This window comes from Photorhabdus sp. S10-54, from assembly GCF_963878145.1.
Lineage (GTDB): Bacteria > Pseudomonadota > Gammaproteobacteria > Enterobacterales > Enterobacteriaceae > Photorhabdus > Photorhabdus kayaii.
In genome coordinates, this window is record NZ_CAWNXG010000045.1 from 18,963 (window position 1) to 37,061 (window position 18,099).

The 18,099-nt window shown below is 44.2% G+C and carries 15 protein-coding genes and 1 pseudogene; 6 read left to right on the top strand and 10 right to left on the bottom strand.

Features of this window, described 5'->3' with window-relative positions:
* Positions 1-26: 26 nt before the first annotated feature.
* On the bottom strand, positions 27-1,367 hold the full coding sequence (pmbA, locus tag AACQ83_RS19280; RefSeq protein ID WP_112879250.1) for a metalloprotease PmbA: 1,341 nt from the start codon (positions 1,365-1,367) through the stop codon (positions 27-29).
* Positions 1,368-1,568: 201 nt separating this feature from the next.
* On the opposite strand from pmbA, the gene yjgA reads away from it, so the two are divergent.
* Positions 1,569-2,108: a ribosome biogenesis factor YjgA gene (gene yjgA / locus AACQ83_RS19285; RefSeq protein ID WP_112879251.1), complete on the top strand. Its 540-nt coding sequence runs from the start codon at positions 1,569-1,571 to the stop codon at positions 2,106-2,108.
* 111 nt (positions 2,109-2,219) lie between these two features.
* On the opposite strand, the gene tldD is transcribed toward yjgA, so the two are convergent.
* The 8 genes from tldD to mreB all read right to left on the bottom strand — a co-directional run bounded on the left by tldD (position 2,220) and on the right by mreB (position 13,304).
* Positions 2,220-3,665 carry a metalloprotease TldD gene (gene tldD, locus AACQ83_RS19290; protein ID WP_112879252.1) on the bottom strand — a complete coding sequence of 482 codons (1,446 nt, stop codon included), beginning with the start codon at positions 3,663-3,665 and terminating at the stop codon, positions 2,220-2,222.
* A 5-nt stretch (positions 3,666-3,670) separates the two neighbouring features.
* Positions 3,671-4,528, bottom strand: a complete 858-nt coding sequence (gene nit1, locus AACQ83_RS19295; protein ID WP_112879253.1) for a deaminated glutathione amidase — start codon at positions 4,526-4,528, stop codon at positions 3,671-3,673.
* Entirely contained in the window at positions 4,525-8,319 is a 3,795-nt protein-coding gene (gene yhdP / locus AACQ83_RS19300) for an AsmA2 domain-containing protein YhdP (RefSeq protein WP_192881052.1), read from the bottom strand. Before yhdP ends, nit1 begins: the two co-directional genes overlap by 4 nt.
* Positions 8,320-8,366: 47 nt before the next feature.
* Positions 8,367-9,836 (bottom strand): ribonuclease G, encoded by a 1,470-nt coding sequence (gene rng / locus AACQ83_RS19305; RefSeq protein ID WP_112879255.1) that lies wholly within the window; start codon positions 9,834-9,836, stop codon positions 8,367-8,369.
* Positions 9,833-10,420, bottom strand: coding sequence for a Maf family protein (locus AACQ83_RS19310; protein WP_112879256.1), 588 nt, complete (start codon positions 10,418-10,420; stop codon positions 9,833-9,835). Before AACQ83_RS19310 ends, rng begins: the two co-directional genes overlap by 4 nt.
* Positions 10,421-10,627: 207 nt before the next feature.
* Entirely contained in the window at positions 10,628-11,116 is a 489-nt protein-coding gene (mreD, locus tag AACQ83_RS19315) for a rod shape-determining protein MreD (RefSeq protein WP_112879257.1), read from the bottom strand.
* Positions 11,116-12,150 (bottom strand): rod shape-determining protein MreC, encoded by a 1,035-nt coding sequence (gene mreC, locus AACQ83_RS19320; protein ID WP_112879258.1) that lies wholly within the window; start codon positions 12,148-12,150, stop codon positions 11,116-11,118. The genes mreD and mreC overlap by 1 nt, the downstream gene beginning before the upstream one ends.
* Before the next feature lie 110 nt (positions 12,151-12,260).
* Complete coding sequence (mreB, locus tag AACQ83_RS19325; protein ID WP_011148194.1) at positions 12,261-13,304, bottom strand: rod shape-determining protein MreB; 1,044 nt, start codon at positions 13,302-13,304, stop codon at positions 12,261-12,263.
* Between the two features lie 642 nt (positions 13,305-13,946).
* On the opposite strand from mreB, the gene acuI reads away from it, so the two are divergent.
* The 4 genes from acuI to accC all read left to right on the top strand — a co-directional run bounded on the left by acuI (position 13,947) and on the right by accC (position 17,447).
* Complete coding sequence (gene acuI, locus AACQ83_RS19330) at positions 13,947-14,924, top strand: acrylyl-CoA reductase (NADPH) (protein WP_112879259.1); 978 nt, start codon at positions 13,947-13,949, stop codon at positions 14,922-14,924.
* 208 nt (positions 14,925-15,132) lie between these two features.
* The gene (gene aroQ / locus AACQ83_RS19335; RefSeq protein WP_112879260.1) at positions 15,133-15,585 is read left to right on the top strand and encodes a type II 3-dehydroquinate dehydratase; all 453 of its coding nucleotides are present in this window, start codon (positions 15,133-15,135) and stop codon (positions 15,583-15,585) included.
* 29 nt (positions 15,586-15,614) lie between these two features.
* On the top strand, positions 15,615-16,085 hold the full coding sequence (gene accB, locus AACQ83_RS19340; protein WP_112879261.1) for an acetyl-CoA carboxylase biotin carboxyl carrier protein: 471 nt from the start codon (positions 15,615-15,617) through the stop codon (positions 16,083-16,085).
* A 12-nt stretch (positions 16,086-16,097) separates the two neighbouring features.
* Positions 16,098-17,447: an acetyl-CoA carboxylase biotin carboxylase subunit gene (gene accC / locus AACQ83_RS19345; protein ID WP_112879262.1), complete on the top strand. Its 1,350-nt coding sequence runs from the start codon at positions 16,098-16,100 to the stop codon at positions 17,445-17,447.
* 67 nt (positions 17,448-17,514) lie between these two features.
* On the opposite strand, the gene AACQ83_RS19350 is transcribed toward accC, so the two are convergent.
* Positions 17,515-17,769, bottom strand: coding sequence for a hypothetical protein (locus tag AACQ83_RS19350; RefSeq protein ID WP_240000857.1), 255 nt, complete (start codon positions 17,767-17,769; stop codon positions 17,515-17,517).
* Between the two features lie 157 nt (positions 17,770-17,926).
* Here AACQ83_RS19350 and AACQ83_RS19355 point away from each other — a divergent pair.
* A pseudogene (locus tag AACQ83_RS19355) lies at positions 17,927-18,099 on the top strand (IS110 family transposase); the annotation flags it as partial.

An 18,099-nucleotide genomic window follows, 5' to 3' on the forward strand; every position in this document is an offset into this window, starting at 1 on the left:
CTAAAGTAATCGGAAACGAGTATCTCTTATTGACCAGCGATACTCATTTCCGGCAGTAAGACTGAACCACACTGGATATTACTACGCGTTTCAATATCATTCCCAATAGTGACCATATTGGCCCACATATCCTTTAAATTGCCTGCAATAGTAATCTCGCTGACAGGATACTGAATCTCACCATTTTCTACCCAAAAACCAGCGGCGCCACGGGAATAGTCGCCGGTTACTGCACTGACTCCCTGCCCCATCAGTTCAGTGACCACTAACCCAGTTCCCATCTGACGCAGTAAACCTGCAAAATCTTGACCTTGCCCTGCAATGCACCAGTTATGAATCCCTCCTGCATGGCCGGTACTTGCCATTCCTAGCTTACGGGCAGAATAACTGGTCAGAAGCCAAGTCTGTAATATACCATCCTTGATAATATCCCGATTGCTGGTAGAAACACCTTCACTATCAAATGGAGAAGATGCCAGCCCCGCCAGCAAGTGTGGCCGTTCTTCAATTGTCAGCCATGATGGCAGGATTTGTTTGCCCAGATGATCAAGCAGGAAAGAGGATTTCCGGTAAATACTGCTACCACTGATAGCGCCAACCAAATGACCGAAAAGGCCCGTTGCAACCTCCGCAGCAAACAACACCGGTGCTTTCATAGTCGGTAATTTACGTGGCGACAAACGAGATAATGCACGACGAGCACACTCCTGCCCAACCCATTCTGGCGATTTTAAATCTTCAAAACGACGATGAATGGTATACGCATAGTCCCGCTCCATATCGCCATCAAGTTCAGCAATCACACAACTCGACATAGAATGACGGCTGGAGCAATAACTTTGCAACATACCGTGGCTGTTACCAAACACTCTGATACCATAATGGCTGTTAAAACTGCCACCTTCAGTATTGGTAATACGCTTATCTGCCTGTAATGCAGCTTGTTCCGCACGAGCAGCCAGTTCAATTGCTTTATCAGCATCCAACTCTGTTGGATGGAATAAGTCAAGATCTGGCGCTTCAAACGCCAATAGCGCTTTATCTGCCGGGCCAGCACACGGGTCCTGAGAGGTATAACGAGCGATATCAATCGCAGCCTGAACAGTACGGGCAATGGCATCCGGGCTTAAATCTGTTGATGATGCGCTACCTTTACGTTGCTGATGGTATACGGTAATCCCCAAAGCACCATCACTATTGAATTCTACATTTTCTATTTCACCAAAGCGGGTACTGACACTAATACCCGTTGTTTTATTAACCGCAACCTCCGCAGCATCACAACCCGCTTTTGCCAGCTCTAGTGCCTGTGAAACTGCATTTTCCAGTTGTTTGCGTTGTTCCGCAATTTGATCCGTGATTTTCATTAATTACCCGTAATTTGATGAATAAAGGGAAAATCTATCGGGAAAACAGAACCGTTTTACCCACACAGTCAATGTCGAGTGGTAATCCGACGTTTTTCCCAGTTACAATACACAATATTAGGATGTTAACACCCGCCGGGCTACAGGTCATGCTCCAAAAATCAACCTGCCAGTTCCGACCTTTTTAAAAGGAAAACCACTATGGCAAAGCAGCCTGAAGATTGGCTCAATGATTATCCTGCCGAAGAGGAAGAGGAAGAGATAATTTGGGTCAGTAAAAGTGAAATTAAACGTGATGCCGAAGCATTGAAAAAGCTGGGTACAGAATTGGTTGAGCTCAGCAAAAGTGCACTTGAACGCGTTCCGTTAGATGAGGATCTGCTGGCCGCCATTGAACTTGCACAGAAGATAAAAAGAGAGGGGCGCCGTCGCCAATTACAATTTATTGGTAAATTGCTGCGTACCCGGGATGTCGAGCCAATTACCACCGCGCTTGATAAACTGAAAAATCGTCATAATCAGCAAATCACTCTGCTCCATAAACTGGAAGAATTACGTGATAAATTGATTGATGGCAATGACGATGTTATTGATGAAGTGGTGGCGTTATTCCCACAAACCGATCGCCAGCAATTGCGTACCTTGATCCGCAACGCCAAAAAAGAAAAGGCGGCAAATAAGCCACCTAAATCTTATCGTCAGATTTTCCAGTATCTTAGAGATATGGCTGAATCCGCTTAACAACCTAAAACCCGTAAGGTTCTAATTTCTGTTAGGGGAAAATATTAAAACTAAGTTCCCCTTCCAGTTCTTCTTCTACTTCTTCAAACAAGAGTATTAACCAGCCAAAAATCAGGCTGTTCCTCCAACGGTCAAGTTGTCCAGTTTCAAAGTAGGCTGGCCAACACCAACCGGTACGCTCTGGCCCTCTTTGCCACAAACCCCAACACCTTTATCCAGTTCAAGATCGTTTCCTACCATAGAGATCTGCTGCATAGCCTCAATACCGGAACCGATGAGGGTTGCACCTTTCACTGGTTTGGTAATTTTACCGTTCTCAATCAAATAAGCTTCCGATGTCGAGAACACGAATTTACCGGAAGTGATATCCACTTGACCACCACCAAAATTTGGCGCATATAAGCCATTTTTCACACTACCGATGATCTCTTCCGGTGTGGAATGACCCGCCAGCAAATAGGTATTAGTCATACGAGGCATTGGCAAATGTGCATAAGATTCACGGCGACCATTGCCAGTCGGCGCAACACCCATCAGACGCGCATTCATTTTATCTTGCATGTAACCTTTCAGAATGCCATTTTCAATCAATACATTGTATTGTCCAGGAACGCCTTCATCATCAATTGCCAATGACCCCCGGCGACCTTTTATTGTGCCATCATCAACCACAGTACAGAGTTCAGAAGCGACTTTTTCACCAATCTGACCAGAAAACACAGAAGTACCACGGCGGTTAAAATCACCTTCCAACCCATGACCAACAGCTTCATGCAGCAACACTCCCGGCCAACCAGCCCCTAGAACAACCGGCATGGTACCAGCAGGTGCAGCAACAGCGGAAAGATTCACCAGTGCCATACGAACAGCTTCACGCGCAAATTGTTCTGCACGGATCTGACCACTAACCACTTCCAGAAAATATTCATAACCGTAACGGCCACCACCACCGCTAGTGCCGTGTTCACGTTTGCCGTTATCCTCCACCAGCACCGTGACAGATAAGCGAATGAGAGGACGAATATCAGCCGCCAAGGTCCCATCGGTTGCCGCGACCAACACCCGTTCATAGATCCCTGTCAGACTGGCATTGACTTCCTGTACTCTTGGATCTTCAGCACGAGCCACCTGATCCACACACTGCAATAACGCAATCTTTTCTTCACGGGAAAAACTTTGCAGCGGATCAATTGCTGCATAAAGCTGAGAATAGGTCACTTCGCCAAAAGTATGGGCTTTACCATTCCCTTTTTCATGGACGATGCTACGGGCAGCCTGTGCACTTTGTTGCAACGCATTCAACGTGATCTGGTCTGCATAAGCAAAACCCGTTTTTTCACCACTGATTGCCCTAACGCCAACCCCCTGATCAATATTATAGGAACCATCCTTAATAATCCGATCTTCCAGCACCCAAGATTCATGGTAACTGGACTGAAAATAGAGATCGGCATAATCGAGCCGACGTTCAGCCAGTTGACCGAGTACTGAAAACAGATCTTGATGGCTTAATTTATTTGCAGCCAGTAGGTGTTCACTGACAGAAGTTAAACTCATAATTGCTACTCTTTAATTTGCGGTATTTTTTCAATCAAGGAAGTCAACTGTGGTCGAAAGCGGTTATGTTTCACCACCTTCATCTGCTCACGCATAATCTTCAAGCTATCTGCCCTGATATTCAGTTGTAGTGCACTGACTGCATCGGGGTTTTTCTTAATCACTTTCCCCCAACCATCCACTGCCATTGAGTGACCCCACGTCTGACGGGTTCCATGTACACCAACCTGAGCTGGCGCTAACAAAATACACTGGTTTTCAATAGCGCGAGCCCGCAGCAGTGGCTCCCAATGTGCTTTTCCTGTTAAACGAGTAAATGCCGCAGGAACAGATATCAACTCAGCGCCTTGCTCACGTAATGCCTGAAACAACCCTGGGAAGCGCAGATCATAACATATGGTCATTCCGAGACGACCAACAGGTGTATCTACAACGGTAATATGTTCCCCACGCTGGAAAACAGATGATTCATTATATGATCCATGTTCATCATTAATATTGACATCAAACATATGGATTTTGTCGTAACGTGCGCAAATCTTACCCTGATCATCAAACAACAGGCTACTACTGGTGAGCCGTTCAGGATTTTCACGACTGATAAGCGGCATAGAACCGATTAATAACCAAACACCATAACGGCGTGCAATCTCACTGACAGCTTGCTGCAAAGGCCCATGACCCTGTTGTTCTGCATGCCTACGATAGCTATCAGCATTAGCAAACAACAATGCATTTTCCGGGGTCATGACAAACTTGATAGTATCCGGCAACTGCTTAATTTGTTGTTCAATTTGCGCCAAATTATGTTTGATATTCTCACCGCTACATAACTGCAAGAGTGCAACATTAACGTTTCTCATGTTCCTCTATTCTCCTTAAGCTGACGCAGAACTTCATCAATTTTCGGTTGTTCAAGATTACCAGTAATCCGGTAACGAATAACGGATATCTTATTCCATAACGGCCCCAAAACCTTGGTCGCTGCGAATAATGCAGCACCTGCCATCGGATTGATGACAAAAGCCGTTGCTACCCCCACAGTAGCAGAAATCTCCGGCGTGACGATGGCTTCTATATTGATCTGTTGGCGAACAAGATCGATCTCACCTTTCGTTATCACATCGGCAATCAACCCATCAACCCGTAAGTTTTCAGTCTTGAGTATCCCATTTTTTACTGAAACATCACCACGAATTGAATCAAATTCAAAATCCTGGCTAAAGGTATCGCTAAAATCGAGCTGTAATTTACGTAACAGAGCATCAAAACTGACTAATTTTAGTAACTGACCAGCACTTCCTCCCCCCAATTTTTCAATAGCACCTTTGCCTAAGTCACTTTTAAGATTGCCATTCATCGTCTGGAAATTGGGTTTCCACGGTATATCCCACCAATTAAAATCAAAACGGAAGGTAAACGGTGAATTTACAATCGGTACGACTATACCAAGGTAAGATGCCATCTCATCAAACTTTTCACCAGAAAATTGCCCCATGATACGAGTATTATTCCCTACAGCCCCTTCTTGCCAACGACCTGCCAAAGTTAGTTTGCTGACACTGTTTTCTACTATTCCATCTCTTAATACCAGCGAATTACCTTCTGGAATCAGGGAACCAGACACCTTCCCAAGCTTCAATCCCATAATCCAACATTCAGAACAGATGATGTCTAATGAAGGCCATTGGTTCAACGAATAACGCAGAGTTGTACCTGCCTGAGATTGCTTAAGTAAATCTGATTCAGCTTGCTGAGAGCTATGTTGCAGAGGATTATAGTAAAGATGACTCAAATTCATTTGCCAAGAGCCACTATTACGGATATTGAGTTTACCGTTGATTTCCCGACTATTAGCAGTGATCTGCGTTCCCCAAAGCTGTTTTTCCACATCCAACGATAACTGATTCCAGCGTTGTCCCCCCGCATCCAGTGATGGAAGTGATATATGCAGATGCTGTGGCAACATTGACATCCCTGCCGATGAAGAACCTGAAGTCAGAGGCGCAATCAGCCCTAACCACTCTTCCCCTTCAATTGCCGGAAGATTCAACTCCAATAGGGATTTTTCAGGCAAATCAGGAATTTTATCGCTGCTTTGTAAAATTCCACGTGACAGTTGAGTGCTTTTCCCTGCCAGACGCCATTGAGTATTAAATGCATACTGTTTATCCAAAGTGCCTTTTACTTGCAACTGCTCCATATCACCATCAGCCAGAATATGAAGAGCACGCGGTTCATCCGCTTTCAGGGCAGATAAGTAACTATCCACTTGTGATAAATCAACGTCGATTTTCATATCATATTGAGGCTTGCCCTGAAACGGCAAACTGACACCGACCTTCCCTTCCCAATCAACAGAGCCAGAAAACGCTTTAGCAATCGCTGGTGAAAATTTAGATAATTTTGCCACAACCCAACGCGCATTCAGACCAACATTGACTCGGTAGTTTTTGGGTAAACTTTTAGTAGAAAAATCAACCGTCACAGGCTGCCCAAGCCATTGGGCTGATAATTTGCTGCTTTGTAAATTACCATTATCAAAGCGAAACCGGCCACTCACATTTTTCATTTCGCTATCTAGGGGCTTAATCAACAAGTGATTATTTTTTAAAGTCACCTCACCACGGGCATCCACATTGCCACCATTGAGTGGAATATCCAAATGCAAATTACCAGCAATCTGACCACCAACCTGCAATATATCCAGCGTTTCACCAACAGAATTTGCTAACAGACTACGGGTAAAATATTCATGAATATCTTTGCCATCTCCCAGAAGATCAGCGTTGATTAACAATTTCTTACTACGATAATTAGAAATTACTGCTGAAACATTGCTAGCTTTCACTTTACCAAGTGCCGTTTGCGGAGCAAGCATCCATAAACTGTTATTCTGGAAATTAAGATCAATATTGAGATCTAGCAATGCCGGCCAATTTGGTTGGTACTGAAAAGTCGCGTGACGCAATGGAGCAAAAACTTGAAACTGGCCATTATTCTTTGCAAATGGGAAATCTTTTGGATTGCCTTGAAAAACAAAAGTCGCGTTTTCTATCTGCCCTTTAATAATTGAAGCTGTTAGATAGTCAGTCAGAGATGTCCCCATCAAAGATTCTGGAAAATATCTCCAGGCATCACCTGCATCATAAACCCGTATTCCCGCCAGAATATTCAGCGCAGGAGGCTGTTCTTTAGGCTGTTGATAACGAAAATCACCATTGACCCACAATGACTTCGCCTGCAAATCCAATCCTTGACTCCAAAGTTGTAAGCCTCGCTCATCTTGCCGCCAGAGTATTTCGCCATGACTTTGGGATATCTCAAACGGTGCCAGGAACATATCTCGATAATCAACGACACTATTCTTCAATACAAAACTCAGTTTACCTTGCCGCAAGCTGCCATTGAGAAAACCAGAGAAATTATCAATAGAAGGCAATTCCTGCCAACGCTGCCAACTGACATTCTGCCATTGCATACTGATTCGGGAATCATCTGCCATTTTGGGTGTAATATCGAGGGCAAGATACTTTACCAATCCTTGTGGCTGACGATGCTGCCAATCCTTCACAAGATCAGGCGTCAAAAAAGAAAAAGTCGGTAAAATGCTACTTAGCCGTTCAAGTTGAATGTTTTTTGCCCGGATACGCCAATGATCATGACCATCAGTTCTCTTGGCTTCCGGCAGATAGAGCACTGATACTTTTCCTGACGGCCATTGTTGACCATCAGTGATCAAATTTGCCAGCTCAGGTGCATCAAACAACCAACCACCATCTTGGCGACGCATTCGTAACACCAAATCACTGACAGAAAGGTTGTGGGATTTGTTAGCAACTTTCCAATTAGCTTTTCCCTGACGGAGTTGCAGTTGACCACCATCAATCCGACCATCTTTCAGCATAATCCAGCTAGACAAACTAAACTCAGCATCCTTCAGCCCAGTATTATCCTGCAACCAATGGCTTAACCACGGATGAACATCAACATTATCTGCCTGTAAATAAATAGTACCGTTATCCAATACGCCATTAGTGTCATGCAAATCAAATTTAACTTGTATATCCCCATGCTGATTATTGATCGAAGAGAGACTAATTTTCCCTTGAGCTCGGTGACGATTATCTTTATTTAGCCAGGTTAATTGTGGTAACAGAAGATCAGCGCGTTCACCAGAAGGAGTAAGGAAAGTAAAACGGCTATCTTGCAGATTAAAATGATCAAACTGCTCCAGAAACAGATCAGAAAATAGATCCGATTGGGAAAACATATTACCGCTTTGATCATTAAACAGCGGTTGATAGTAATCTACTTGTAACTGATAAAAAGTAAGATCGCGGAAATTCCAACGCATTCTTAGTAAAGATAACCAGATATCCAATGCAACCGTGATCTTTTTGGCTTTCACATCTGCATTTGCAGTTTTTACACTGATATCACGTAATTCAAAAACAGGCCCGAAAGATTCCCATTCTCCCGCAATATATCCAGCATCAATAGGTACACCAACAATTGATTCAATTTTAGCGAATAATTGTGGGCGGTAATCATTAATATGTGGCAGTAGAAAACGTAATCCACTAACAAGCAAAGCCACAATGATAATGACTATTGCGGCTGTCGCTAATAATACTCCCGGCAGTCGCCTCACACGCATCTCCTTGGTTACCAATGCTGTTATGTCAGCAAATCAGATGGTTACATCATAACTACGTCAAATTGTTCTTGACTGTAGAGCTGTTCTGTCTGAACTTTTACCTGTCTACCGACAAAAATCTCCACTTCCGCCAGTGCATGAGATTCCTCCCCTTTCAGCGCTTCGGCCACTGCGGGTGAGGCATAAATAAGGAAACGATCTGCATCAACTGCCCGGTGCACACGCACAATTTCACGCATAATCTCATAACAGACCGTTTCAACAGATTTTACCGTTCCCTTTCCCTTGCAAGTAGGGCAATCGTCGCAAAGTATATGCTCTATACTCTCACGAGTCCGTTTACGGGTCATTTCCACCAGCCCAAGTTGTGAAAAACCATTAATCGTGGTTTTAACACGATCTTTACTCAACGCCTGCTCAAGAGAAGCCAATACCCGTCGGCGATGCTCCTCACTATTCATATCGATAAAATCGATAATAATAATACCGCCTAGATTACGCAGCCTTAATTGTCTGGCAATAGCTTGCGTCGCCTCAATATTGGTATTAAAAATAGTTTCTTCCAAATTACGATGGCCGACAAATGCGCCGGTATTAATATCAATTGTGGTCATCGCTTCAGTTTGGTCAATAATCAAATAACCACCTGATTTTAATTCAACTTTGCGATCGAGTGCTCGCTGAATTTCATTTTCTACATCAAACAGATCGAAAATAGGCTGACTACCGTTATAAAGCTCCAATCTGGCTGTCATTTTAGGAATATATTCGCGAATAAATTCCTGTAACTGAGTGAACGTCAAACGAGAATCTACACGAATACGATCAAGGGCCGCGCCGGCGAAATCACGCAAAATACGGTGGGCCAGAGCCAATTCGCCATAAAGTTTATTTTTAGTGACATTGCGCTTTTTACGCTCCATCACCTTACTCCACAATCGTTTCAAGAAAGCCGCATCCTGAGCTAATTCTTCGTCACCAACACCCTCGGCAGCCGTCCGAATAATGAAACCACCATGTTCATCACAATAATCAGCAACAATATTTTTCAGGCGATTACGCTCTTCTTCACTTTCAATACGTTGTGAAACCCCGACATGAGATGCACCGGGCATAAATACAAGATAACGGGAAGGTAAGGTAATATCGGTAGTTAGCCGAGCGCCTTTGGTACCAAGGGGATCTTTCACTACCTGAACCATTAAATCTTGTCCCTGGCGAACCAACTCAGCAATATCTTTAACATGAAAGTTCTTTTGCTCCTCACCGGCAATACATTCCGTATGAGGCATAATATCTGAGGCATGAAGAAAGGCGGCTTTTTCCAGCCCAATATCAACAAAAGCAGCCTGCATTCCTGGTAATACCCGACTTACACGACCTTTATAAATATTGCCGACAATTCCCCTTTTGGCTTCCCTTTCAATATGGATTTCTTGCAAAATCCCACCATCAATGTAGGCAACGCGCGTTTCGGATGGTGTGATGTTGACTAATAACTCTGCTGTCATATGTTCCCCTTCCCATCAACTAACGCAAAAAACTTTGTGATTAATTCGTGCGTTTCCACCAATGGCAGACCAACAACCGAGTGATAACTGCCATTCAGCGTTTTAACAAAGCAACCTGCTTTTCCCTGAATACCATAAGCCCCCGCTTTGTCCATCGGCTCACCGGTTGCTACATAATCCAAAATTTCCTGCGTGGATAATTGGCGAAAGGTTACATCTGTAATGACTATATCACTTAAGGTACGCTGACTATCTGATAAAGCAATAGCTGTCATCACCTGATGACTCTGACCGGAAAGTGCACTGAGCATTGCAACAGCATGTTGCTCGCTACGTGGTTTTTCGAGAATCTTACCATTCAATACAACAACAGTATCCGCTCCCAACACCAGAAAATCCTCTGGTGCAATAGCAACTCCCGCTAGAGATTTATCTTTTGCTAATCGGCTGACATACTGACGCGGAGTTTCACCCTCTTGCCATTGCTCCTTTACCTGAGGAGAAAGAATTTCAAATTTAAAGTCCAATAATTCAACCAGCTCACGCCGCCTTGGTGAGCAGGAAGCCAGATAAAGGGTTTTCATGATGATCTCGTCCTTACTACTACCTATCTCATTAGGCTATTTCATTTGCCATTTTGAACCTAGAGCAGAGCTTAATCCTCACGTACATTATGTACGCTCCGGTTATACACACTACTCGTATCCTCAAGTTATTGGAAAGAATGGCCTGCATCAGTAACGCCTGCTGGAATAAGCTCTGTCAGGACATTAAAAACGGCGATCCGACCACTAATGTACATTAAACTGACGACGGATTTTTCGCATTAACAGGAACAACCACGGCCAAAGAATACCATTGACCAAACTGTTCCAGAATACTTCTGGATGAAAAGCAACATTTGATAACAAAAATTCTGCCCAAAAAACGCTGAGATCCATCAGTACCGATAAAGCAATGACAACCAAAGCCTGCTGCCAAAGTGCCATATTGCGAAATAATTGAAACTTAAATGACACCAAATAACTCACAAGGCTGTAAGCCAAAGCATTAACACCCAGTGTCGCTCCCTGAATCAAATCCACGATGATCCCCAATATAAAACCGGTACCAACACTGACTCTATGCGGTAACGCCATCACCCAATAAATCAACAATAGTGCCGACCAAGTTGGCCGATACATATAAATTTGCTCCGGCCACGGCATAATTTGCAGCACCATTGCAATCAAGAAAGATACCCAAATGATCCAACGCCCATGACTCCGGTATTGATTCATTAACGATTTCCCGAATTTATAAATTTAGCCGACGTTATTGTCGATTCAGCACCTTTTACTCTTTCTGTTGTCTTGGTTGATTCATCAGAAACAGACGATGGCGCAGGTGGTCCCATTTCATTTGCATGTGGCAATACCTGAGGCATCATTTGCATTAAACGTTCGTTGGCTACACGATAAACCTCTGATGGCGGCAATGGTTCGGATGGATTATTATCTGCCCCCCACAACAACAACAAATAACGCAAACGCTGTAATTCTGCCGTTGGCCGAGCATGAATCACAGTATAAGCCCGTTGATTATCGACTTTAACTGACGAAACCACCGCAACCGGATAACCTTCCGGGAAACGACCCCCTAACCCAGAAGTCACCAACACATCCCCAACCCGAATATCTGTGTTGCTCGGTAATAACTCAAACTGCAAATCATCAGTACAACCTGCACCAGCAATAATAGCCCTGATATCATTACGTAAGACTTGGATTGGTAAAGCATGAGTCGTATCACAAATCAGTAATACCCGGCTAGTAAACTGACTGACAGCAACAACCTGACCAACAATGCCTTTATCACTGATAACAGGTTGCCCTTCATAAACACCTTCTCTTGATCCCTTATCGATGACGACCTGATCACTATAAGGATTAGCCCTACCGGAGATCACCTGCGTCACCATCATGTGTTCATCCTGACGTAAAGGTGATCCCAATAGCTCACGCAAGCGGGAATTTTCCTGTTTAAGTTGGCCTAACAACAGCATATCGCTATTTTTCATCAATAATTCTTGGCGTAAAGCACGATTTTCCAATCGAAGTTGTTCACGGGAAGCAAGGGTTTCTGACACACCATCAAGCACTTGACGCGGGCCATTGGCGAGAAAATAAAATGGACTGACTACCGTATCCATATAATTACGGACTTTACTGAGAGCATCAAGGCGGCTGTCTGCCACAACCAAAGCAATGGCAACAATAACAGCAAAGAAAAGTCGTAATTGCAGGGAAGGCCCTCTGCTAAAAATTGGCTTCATAAGCTGCGCTATTCCAAACTGTACTGTTTCATAAACAATGGAATTCCCAGACAGCAATCGCAAGGAGGTCTGAGCTGCCCGTCATTCCCCCCTCACTTGCAAGTTAACACTCACTCCTCGCTGAAGAGTTCACCGCCATGCATGTCGATCATTTCAAGTGCTTTCCCGCCACCACGAGCAACACACGTCAATGGATCTTCCGCAACAATGACAGGAATACCGGTTTCCTCTATCAGTAAACGATCAAGATTGCGCAATAATGCACCACCCCCGGTCAAGATCATACCTCGTTCTGAAATATCGGAAGCCAATTCTGGAGGACACTGCTCAAGAGCGACCATGACAGCACTGACAATACCCGTTAAAGGCTCTTGCAGAGCTTCAAGAATTTCATTGGAGTTAAGCGTAAAGCCACGTGGCACACCTTCAGCCAAGTTACGACCACGAACTTCAATCTCCAGCATTTCATCACCAGGATAAGCAGAACCGATCGTGTGCTTAATACGCTCAGCCGTTGCTTCACCAATCAGTGAACCATAATTACGACGAACGTAATTGATAATAGCCTCATCAAAACGATCACCACCGATACGTACAGAAGATGAATAAACAACCCCGTTCAAAGAGATAACCGCCACTTCCGTAGTGCCACCACCAATATCCACAACCATTGAACCCGTGGCTTCAGAAACAGGTAAGCCTGCACCAATCGCCGCAGCCATAGGTTCTTCAATCAAAAATACTTCACGAGCGCCAGCACTGAGTGCAGATTCACGGATTGCCCGACGCTCAACCTGAGTTGCACCAACCGGTACACAAACCAAAACTCGCGGGCTTGGACGCATGAAACTGTTGCTATGAACTTGCTTAATAAAGTGTTGCAGCATCTTCTCTGTAACATAAAAATCGGCAATCACCCCATCTTTCATCGGACGAATTGCCGCAATATTACCCGGTGTTCGACCCAGCATTTGCTTTGCTTCCTGCCCAACGGCAGCAACACTTTTCGATGAACCAGCACGATCCTGACGGATTGCGACGACAGAAGGTTCATTCAATACAATACCCTGACCTTTGACATAAATAAGGGTATTGGCGGTACCCAAGTCAATAGACAAGTCGTTGGAAAACATGCCACGAAATTTTTTAAACATAGCGAAAGGATAATCCTGCAAGCTGGGGACGGAACGAAACCCGTCTACTCTACCAACCACATGAAGCAGCGACAAGGCACACAAGCACTTGCTTCAATAAAAAAGTGGCTACGTTATTCATATCAACAGAGCGATATTCTACGTTACTTCTCCCAAACGGAGCAGAAAAAAACTGCATAAAAATGGGTTAATTTTACCAATTGTTCCATAACTAAATGCAAGAACCACCTGATTTTACATAATTCAACATTATGGCACGGATACCGTAACCGGCTAAATCCGCTCCTGTTTTTTGACCAGTAACGATTCTTGTAAGTTCACATAAGACCCACACTTTTGCTCACTATTTCCAATAGTTAACTACAAGTACGTAGTCTATGTAGTGAACAAATTAATGATGTAATAAATTGCGACTAAAATACAATACTTTCTGCTAATAAATAATAAAAAACAGAATTTTCTGAAATAGATTGCGATAGGTAATAGTCTGAAATCCGATACCGACATCATAGAAAAAATGTGAACAGATTCTGTTTCACAATCCATCAACACTTTATTTTTTCTTATATTCCTTATGTAAATCACCCATTTTTATCTATTCTTATTTAATGACAAAATCAATTACAGAAAACGGAACGATCAATGAAAGCCTTGCTACTCAAACAACAACAGAATCAATTAACAGCATCCATTGAAGAAGTTGAGACTTCTCATCTTCCCAAGGGGGATGTTACCGTCGATATTCACTGGTCAACTCTGAACTATAAAGATGCATTGGCAATCACAGGTAAAGGGAAAATTATCCGCCAATTCCCAATGATACCGGGTATTGATTTCTCTGGAATCGTACACCACACAGAAGATCCGCGTTTTCATATCGGCCAGCATGTTTTATTAACCGGCTGGGGCGTAGGAGAAAATCATTGGGGTGGCTTGGCAGAACAAGCCAGAGTTTCAGGGGAATGGTTAACGCCTTTACCCATTGGTTTAGATAGCCGACAGGCAATGATCATTGGTACTGCTGGCTTTACCGCAATGCTGTGTGTTATCGCCTTGGAACAAGGTGGCGTCAAGCCAGAAAATGGTGATGTTATTGTGACAGGTGCCAGTGGTGGTGTAGGAAGTACGGCGATAGCACTACTCTCACAACTTGGCTATTCCGTTGTTGCCGTTAGCGGTAGACAAGAAAATCATAACTATTTGTTATCCCTAGGGGCAAAAAAGGTTTTGCCACGCCATGAATTTAGCCAACCGCCTCGCCCATTGGAAAAACAACTTTGGGCCGGAGCTATTGACACTGTAGGCGATAATGTACTGGCAACAATACTGGCCCAAACTCACTATAACGGTACCGTTGCAGCCTGCGGTCTTGCCAGCAATGCAAATCTGCCAACAACAGTGATGCCATTTATTTTACGCAACATACGCCTGCAAGGTGTAGAGTCGGTCACGGTTCCATCAGCCAAACGCCCCGCCGTGTGGCAACGTCTGCAAGAGCTACTACCTGCTGCTTTTTATCAACAAGCAACGACTGAAATCACACTAGACCAAGCGGTGGAATACGCTAATAAATTGATAGCTAACCAGGTTACAGGACGTACATTGGTAAGAGTTCGTTAAGAATTGTGATTAGCCTCTAAAGTACAGTGGTTTTATTCTTGACATTTTTTCTGATAAGACCAGTATTTAGCTGCTAAATGCTACGATATCATTATAATGTCGCGCTTTGTCGCCGAAATGAACTTGTGGCTGTTATAAAAAGATGACAAATCGTTAATATAGGATTATGTTGGGCAGTTGTTGACAAATTGCCGGAGATACCAGCACAATGGCAGACAAGTTTCACATTTTACTCCTTAATGGCCCTAACTTGAATATGTTAGGAACCCGGGAACCTGATATCTATGGCAACTTAACGCTTGATGATATCGTCAGCAAATTGTCTGAAGAAGCCCATCAATCAGGGGTCAAATTCAGTCACCTGCAATCCAACGCAGAATTTGAGCTGATAAATAGAATTCATTCTGCACAGGGTAATACTGATTTTATCTTGATTAACCCTGCTGCATTCACGCATACCAGCGTGGCACTGCGTGATGCATTGCTGACTGTAAAGATCCCATTTATTGAGATCCACCTCTCCAATGTTCACGCCCGCGAGCCATTTCGTCATCACTCATATCTTTCAGATCTTGCTGTTGGTGTAATCTGCGGTTTAGGGGTAGATGGCTATAGCTTTGCATTACAGGCAGCGGTAAACCGCTTGTCAAAACTCAACTAAATAAAACAGAAGAGTACGGAATCACACTCATGGATATTCGTAAGATAAAAAAACTGATCGAGCTGGTTGAAGAATCTGGCATTTCTGAACTGGAAATTTCTGAAGGGGAAGAGTCAGTGCGCATCAGCCGCGCATTAGCCCCCCAGAGTTTTCCGGCAGCTCAACAATATATTCCCGTCCAAGCGCAACAACCTGCGCTGGCTAGCGTTGTTGCGCCTTCTCAGGCTCTACCAGAAACGATCAGCGACAGATCGGCTGCAATCGACGGCCACGTTGTTCGTTCTCCAATGGTAGGTACTTTCTATCGTACGCCTAGCCCAGATGCGAAACCGTTTACCGAAATCGGCCAACGTGTCAATGTGGGCGATACCCTCTGCATCGTTGAAGCAATGAAAATGATGAATCAGATTGAAGCCGACAAAGCAGGTGTGGTTAAAGCGATTCTTGTGGAAAACGGTCAACCCGTTGAATTTGACGAGCCATTGGTCGTCATCGAATAACGAGGCGTTCCCATGCTTGATAAAATTGTAATTGCTAACCGTGGTGAAATTGCCCTGCGTATCCTGCGAGCTTGTAAAGAGTTAGGGATCAAAACCGTTGCGGTACATTCCTCTGCGGATCGTGATTTAAAACACGTACTGCTGGCAGATGAAACTATCTGTATCGGCCCGGCAGCTTCTGCAAAAAGCTATCTTAATATCCCTGCGATTATTTCTGCGGCAGAAATCGCTGGCGCAGTAGCCATTCACCCTGGCTACGGTTTTCTGTCTGAAAATGCAGATTTTGCTGAACAGGTTGAACGTTCTGGCTTTATTTTTATCGGTCCAAAAGCAGAAACGATCCGCCTGATGGGTGATAAGGTTTCTGCTATCAATGCGATGAAAAAAGCGGGCGTTCCTTGTGTACCTGGCTCTGATGGTCCATTGTCTGATGACACAGAGAAAAACAAAACCATCGCTAAACGCATCGGCTATCCTGTCATCATCAAAGCATCCGGCGGCGGCGGCGGTCGCGGTATGCGCGTCGTCCGCAGTGATAAAGATCTGGAACAATCAATCAATATGACCCGTGCGGAAGCAAAAGCTGCTTTCAATAACGATATGGTTTATATGGAAAAATTCCTTGAGAATCCACGTCATATTGAAATCCAGGTATTGGCCGACGGTCAAGGTCAAGCAATTTATCTGGCTGAACGTGATTGCTCTATGCAACGCCGTCACCAGAAAGTTGTCGAAGAAGCCCCTGCTCCGGGTATTACGCCAGAGATGCGCCGCAGTATTGGTGAACGTTGTGCTAACGCATGTATCGAAATTAGCTATCGTGGCGCCGGTACTTTCGAATTCCTGTATGAAAACGGCGAGTTCTACTTCATTGAGATGAACACCCGTATTCAGGTCGAACATCCCGTTACAGAAATGATTACCGGTGTTGACTTGATTAAAGAGCAGTTGCGGATTGCCGCAGGTATGCCACTTTCAATTAAGCAGAAAGATGTTGTTGTTCGTGGTCACGCCATTGAGTGTCGTATCAATGCCGAAGATCCGAACACATTCCTGCCAAGCCCAGGTAAAATTACCCGCTTCCACTCACCGGGTGGATTTGGCGTACGTTGGGAATCGCATATTTATGCTGGCTACACCGTTCCCCCTTACTATGATTCAATGATTGGTAAGCTGATTACTTACGGTGAAAATCGTGACAATGCCATTGCCCGTATGAAAAATGCATTGGCAGAATTGATCATTGATGGCATCAAAACAAATATTGAGCTTCAACAGACGATTATGAATGATGAAAACTTTCAGAATGGTGGCACGAATATCCACTATCTGGAGAAAAAACTGGGATTACAGGAAACTTAAAACTGGTTTAATGACATCAGCATGTTTTTAAGGAGCGTTCAAACGCTCCTTTTCATCTATTTTACATTCACACAGGCAAATATTGCTGAACAATTTCACGACCTATTTCAATTGAAGCAGTCGCTGCTGGTGAAGGCGCATTACAAACGTGTAGTGAGCGCATACCCGTCACGATATGAAAATCATCAACCAGCTTGCCATCGGCAGTCAGTGCTTGAGCACGCACACCTGCGGGGCCAGAAACAATATCCTCAGCATTAAGTTCAGGTATCAGACAACGAGCATTAGCGACAAACCGTTTTTTACATAATGAACGGCACATCTCCGCCACTCCTTCGCCAAAATAGGTACGTGCAATTTTCCAAAAACCACGGTAGCCCAATATTTCACTCAGATCTGCCAGATTAAAGATACAAGATGGTCACACCCACCCTGTGAGAGGTACGCTAGCAGGGTATTTTATTTTAGAGGGAACCATCATGCAAAACGTTACGCTTATTGGTATCGATCTCGGTAAACATTCCCTCCATGTCCACTGTCAGGACAGGCAGGGTAACGCCCTGCTGCGTAAGAAGTTTTCCCGCACTCAGCTTATGAATTTTCTCGGTTCCTGCAAGGCTGCAACCGTAGTGATGGAGTCCTGCGGTGGGGC

Coding starts and splice junctions, on each gene's coding strand:
- yjgA (WP_112879251.1), top strand. CDS start 1,569: ATGGCAAAGCAGCCTGAAGATTGGCTCAATGATTATCCTGCCGAAGAG.
- tldD (WP_112879252.1), bottom strand. CDS start 3,665: ATGAGTTTAACTTCTGTCAGTGAACACCTACTGGCTGCAAATAAATTA.
- accB (WP_112879261.1), top strand. CDS start 15,615: ATGGATATTCGTAAGATAAAAAAACTGATCGAGCTGGTTGAAGAATCT.
- mreB (WP_011148194.1), bottom strand. CDS start 13,304: ATGTTTAAAAAATTTCGTGGCATGTTTTCCAACGACTTGTCTATTGAC.
- mreC (WP_112879258.1), bottom strand. CDS start 12,150: ATGAAGCCAATTTTTAGCAGAGGGCCTTCCCTGCAATTACGACTTTTC.
- accC (WP_112879262.1), top strand. CDS start 16,098: ATGCTTGATAAAATTGTAATTGCTAACCGTGGTGAAATTGCCCTGCGT.
- aroQ (WP_112879260.1), top strand. CDS start 15,133: ATGGCAGACAAGTTTCACATTTTACTCCTTAATGGCCCTAACTTGAAT.
- acuI (WP_112879259.1), top strand. CDS start 13,947: ATGAAAGCCTTGCTACTCAAACAACAACAGAATCAATTAACAGCATCC.
- AACQ83_RS19350 (WP_240000857.1), bottom strand. CDS start 17,769: ATGTGCCGTTCATTATGTAAAAAACGGTTTGTCGCTAATGCTCGTTGT.
- nit1 (WP_112879253.1), bottom strand. CDS start 4,528: ATGAGAAACGTTAATGTTGCACTCTTGCAGTTATGTAGCGGTGAGAAT.
- pmbA (WP_112879250.1), bottom strand. CDS start 1,367: ATGAAAATCACGGATCAAATTGCGGAACAACGCAAACAACTGGAAAAT.
- rng (WP_112879255.1), bottom strand. CDS start 9,836: ATGACAGCAGAGTTATTAGTCAACATCACACCATCCGAAACGCGCGTT.
- mreD (WP_112879257.1), bottom strand. CDS start 11,116: ATGAATCAATACCGGAGTCATGGGCGTTGGATCATTTGGGTATCTTTC.
- AACQ83_RS19310 (WP_112879256.1), bottom strand. CDS start 10,420: ATGAAAACCCTTTATCTGGCTTCCTGCTCACCAAGGCGGCGTGAGCTG.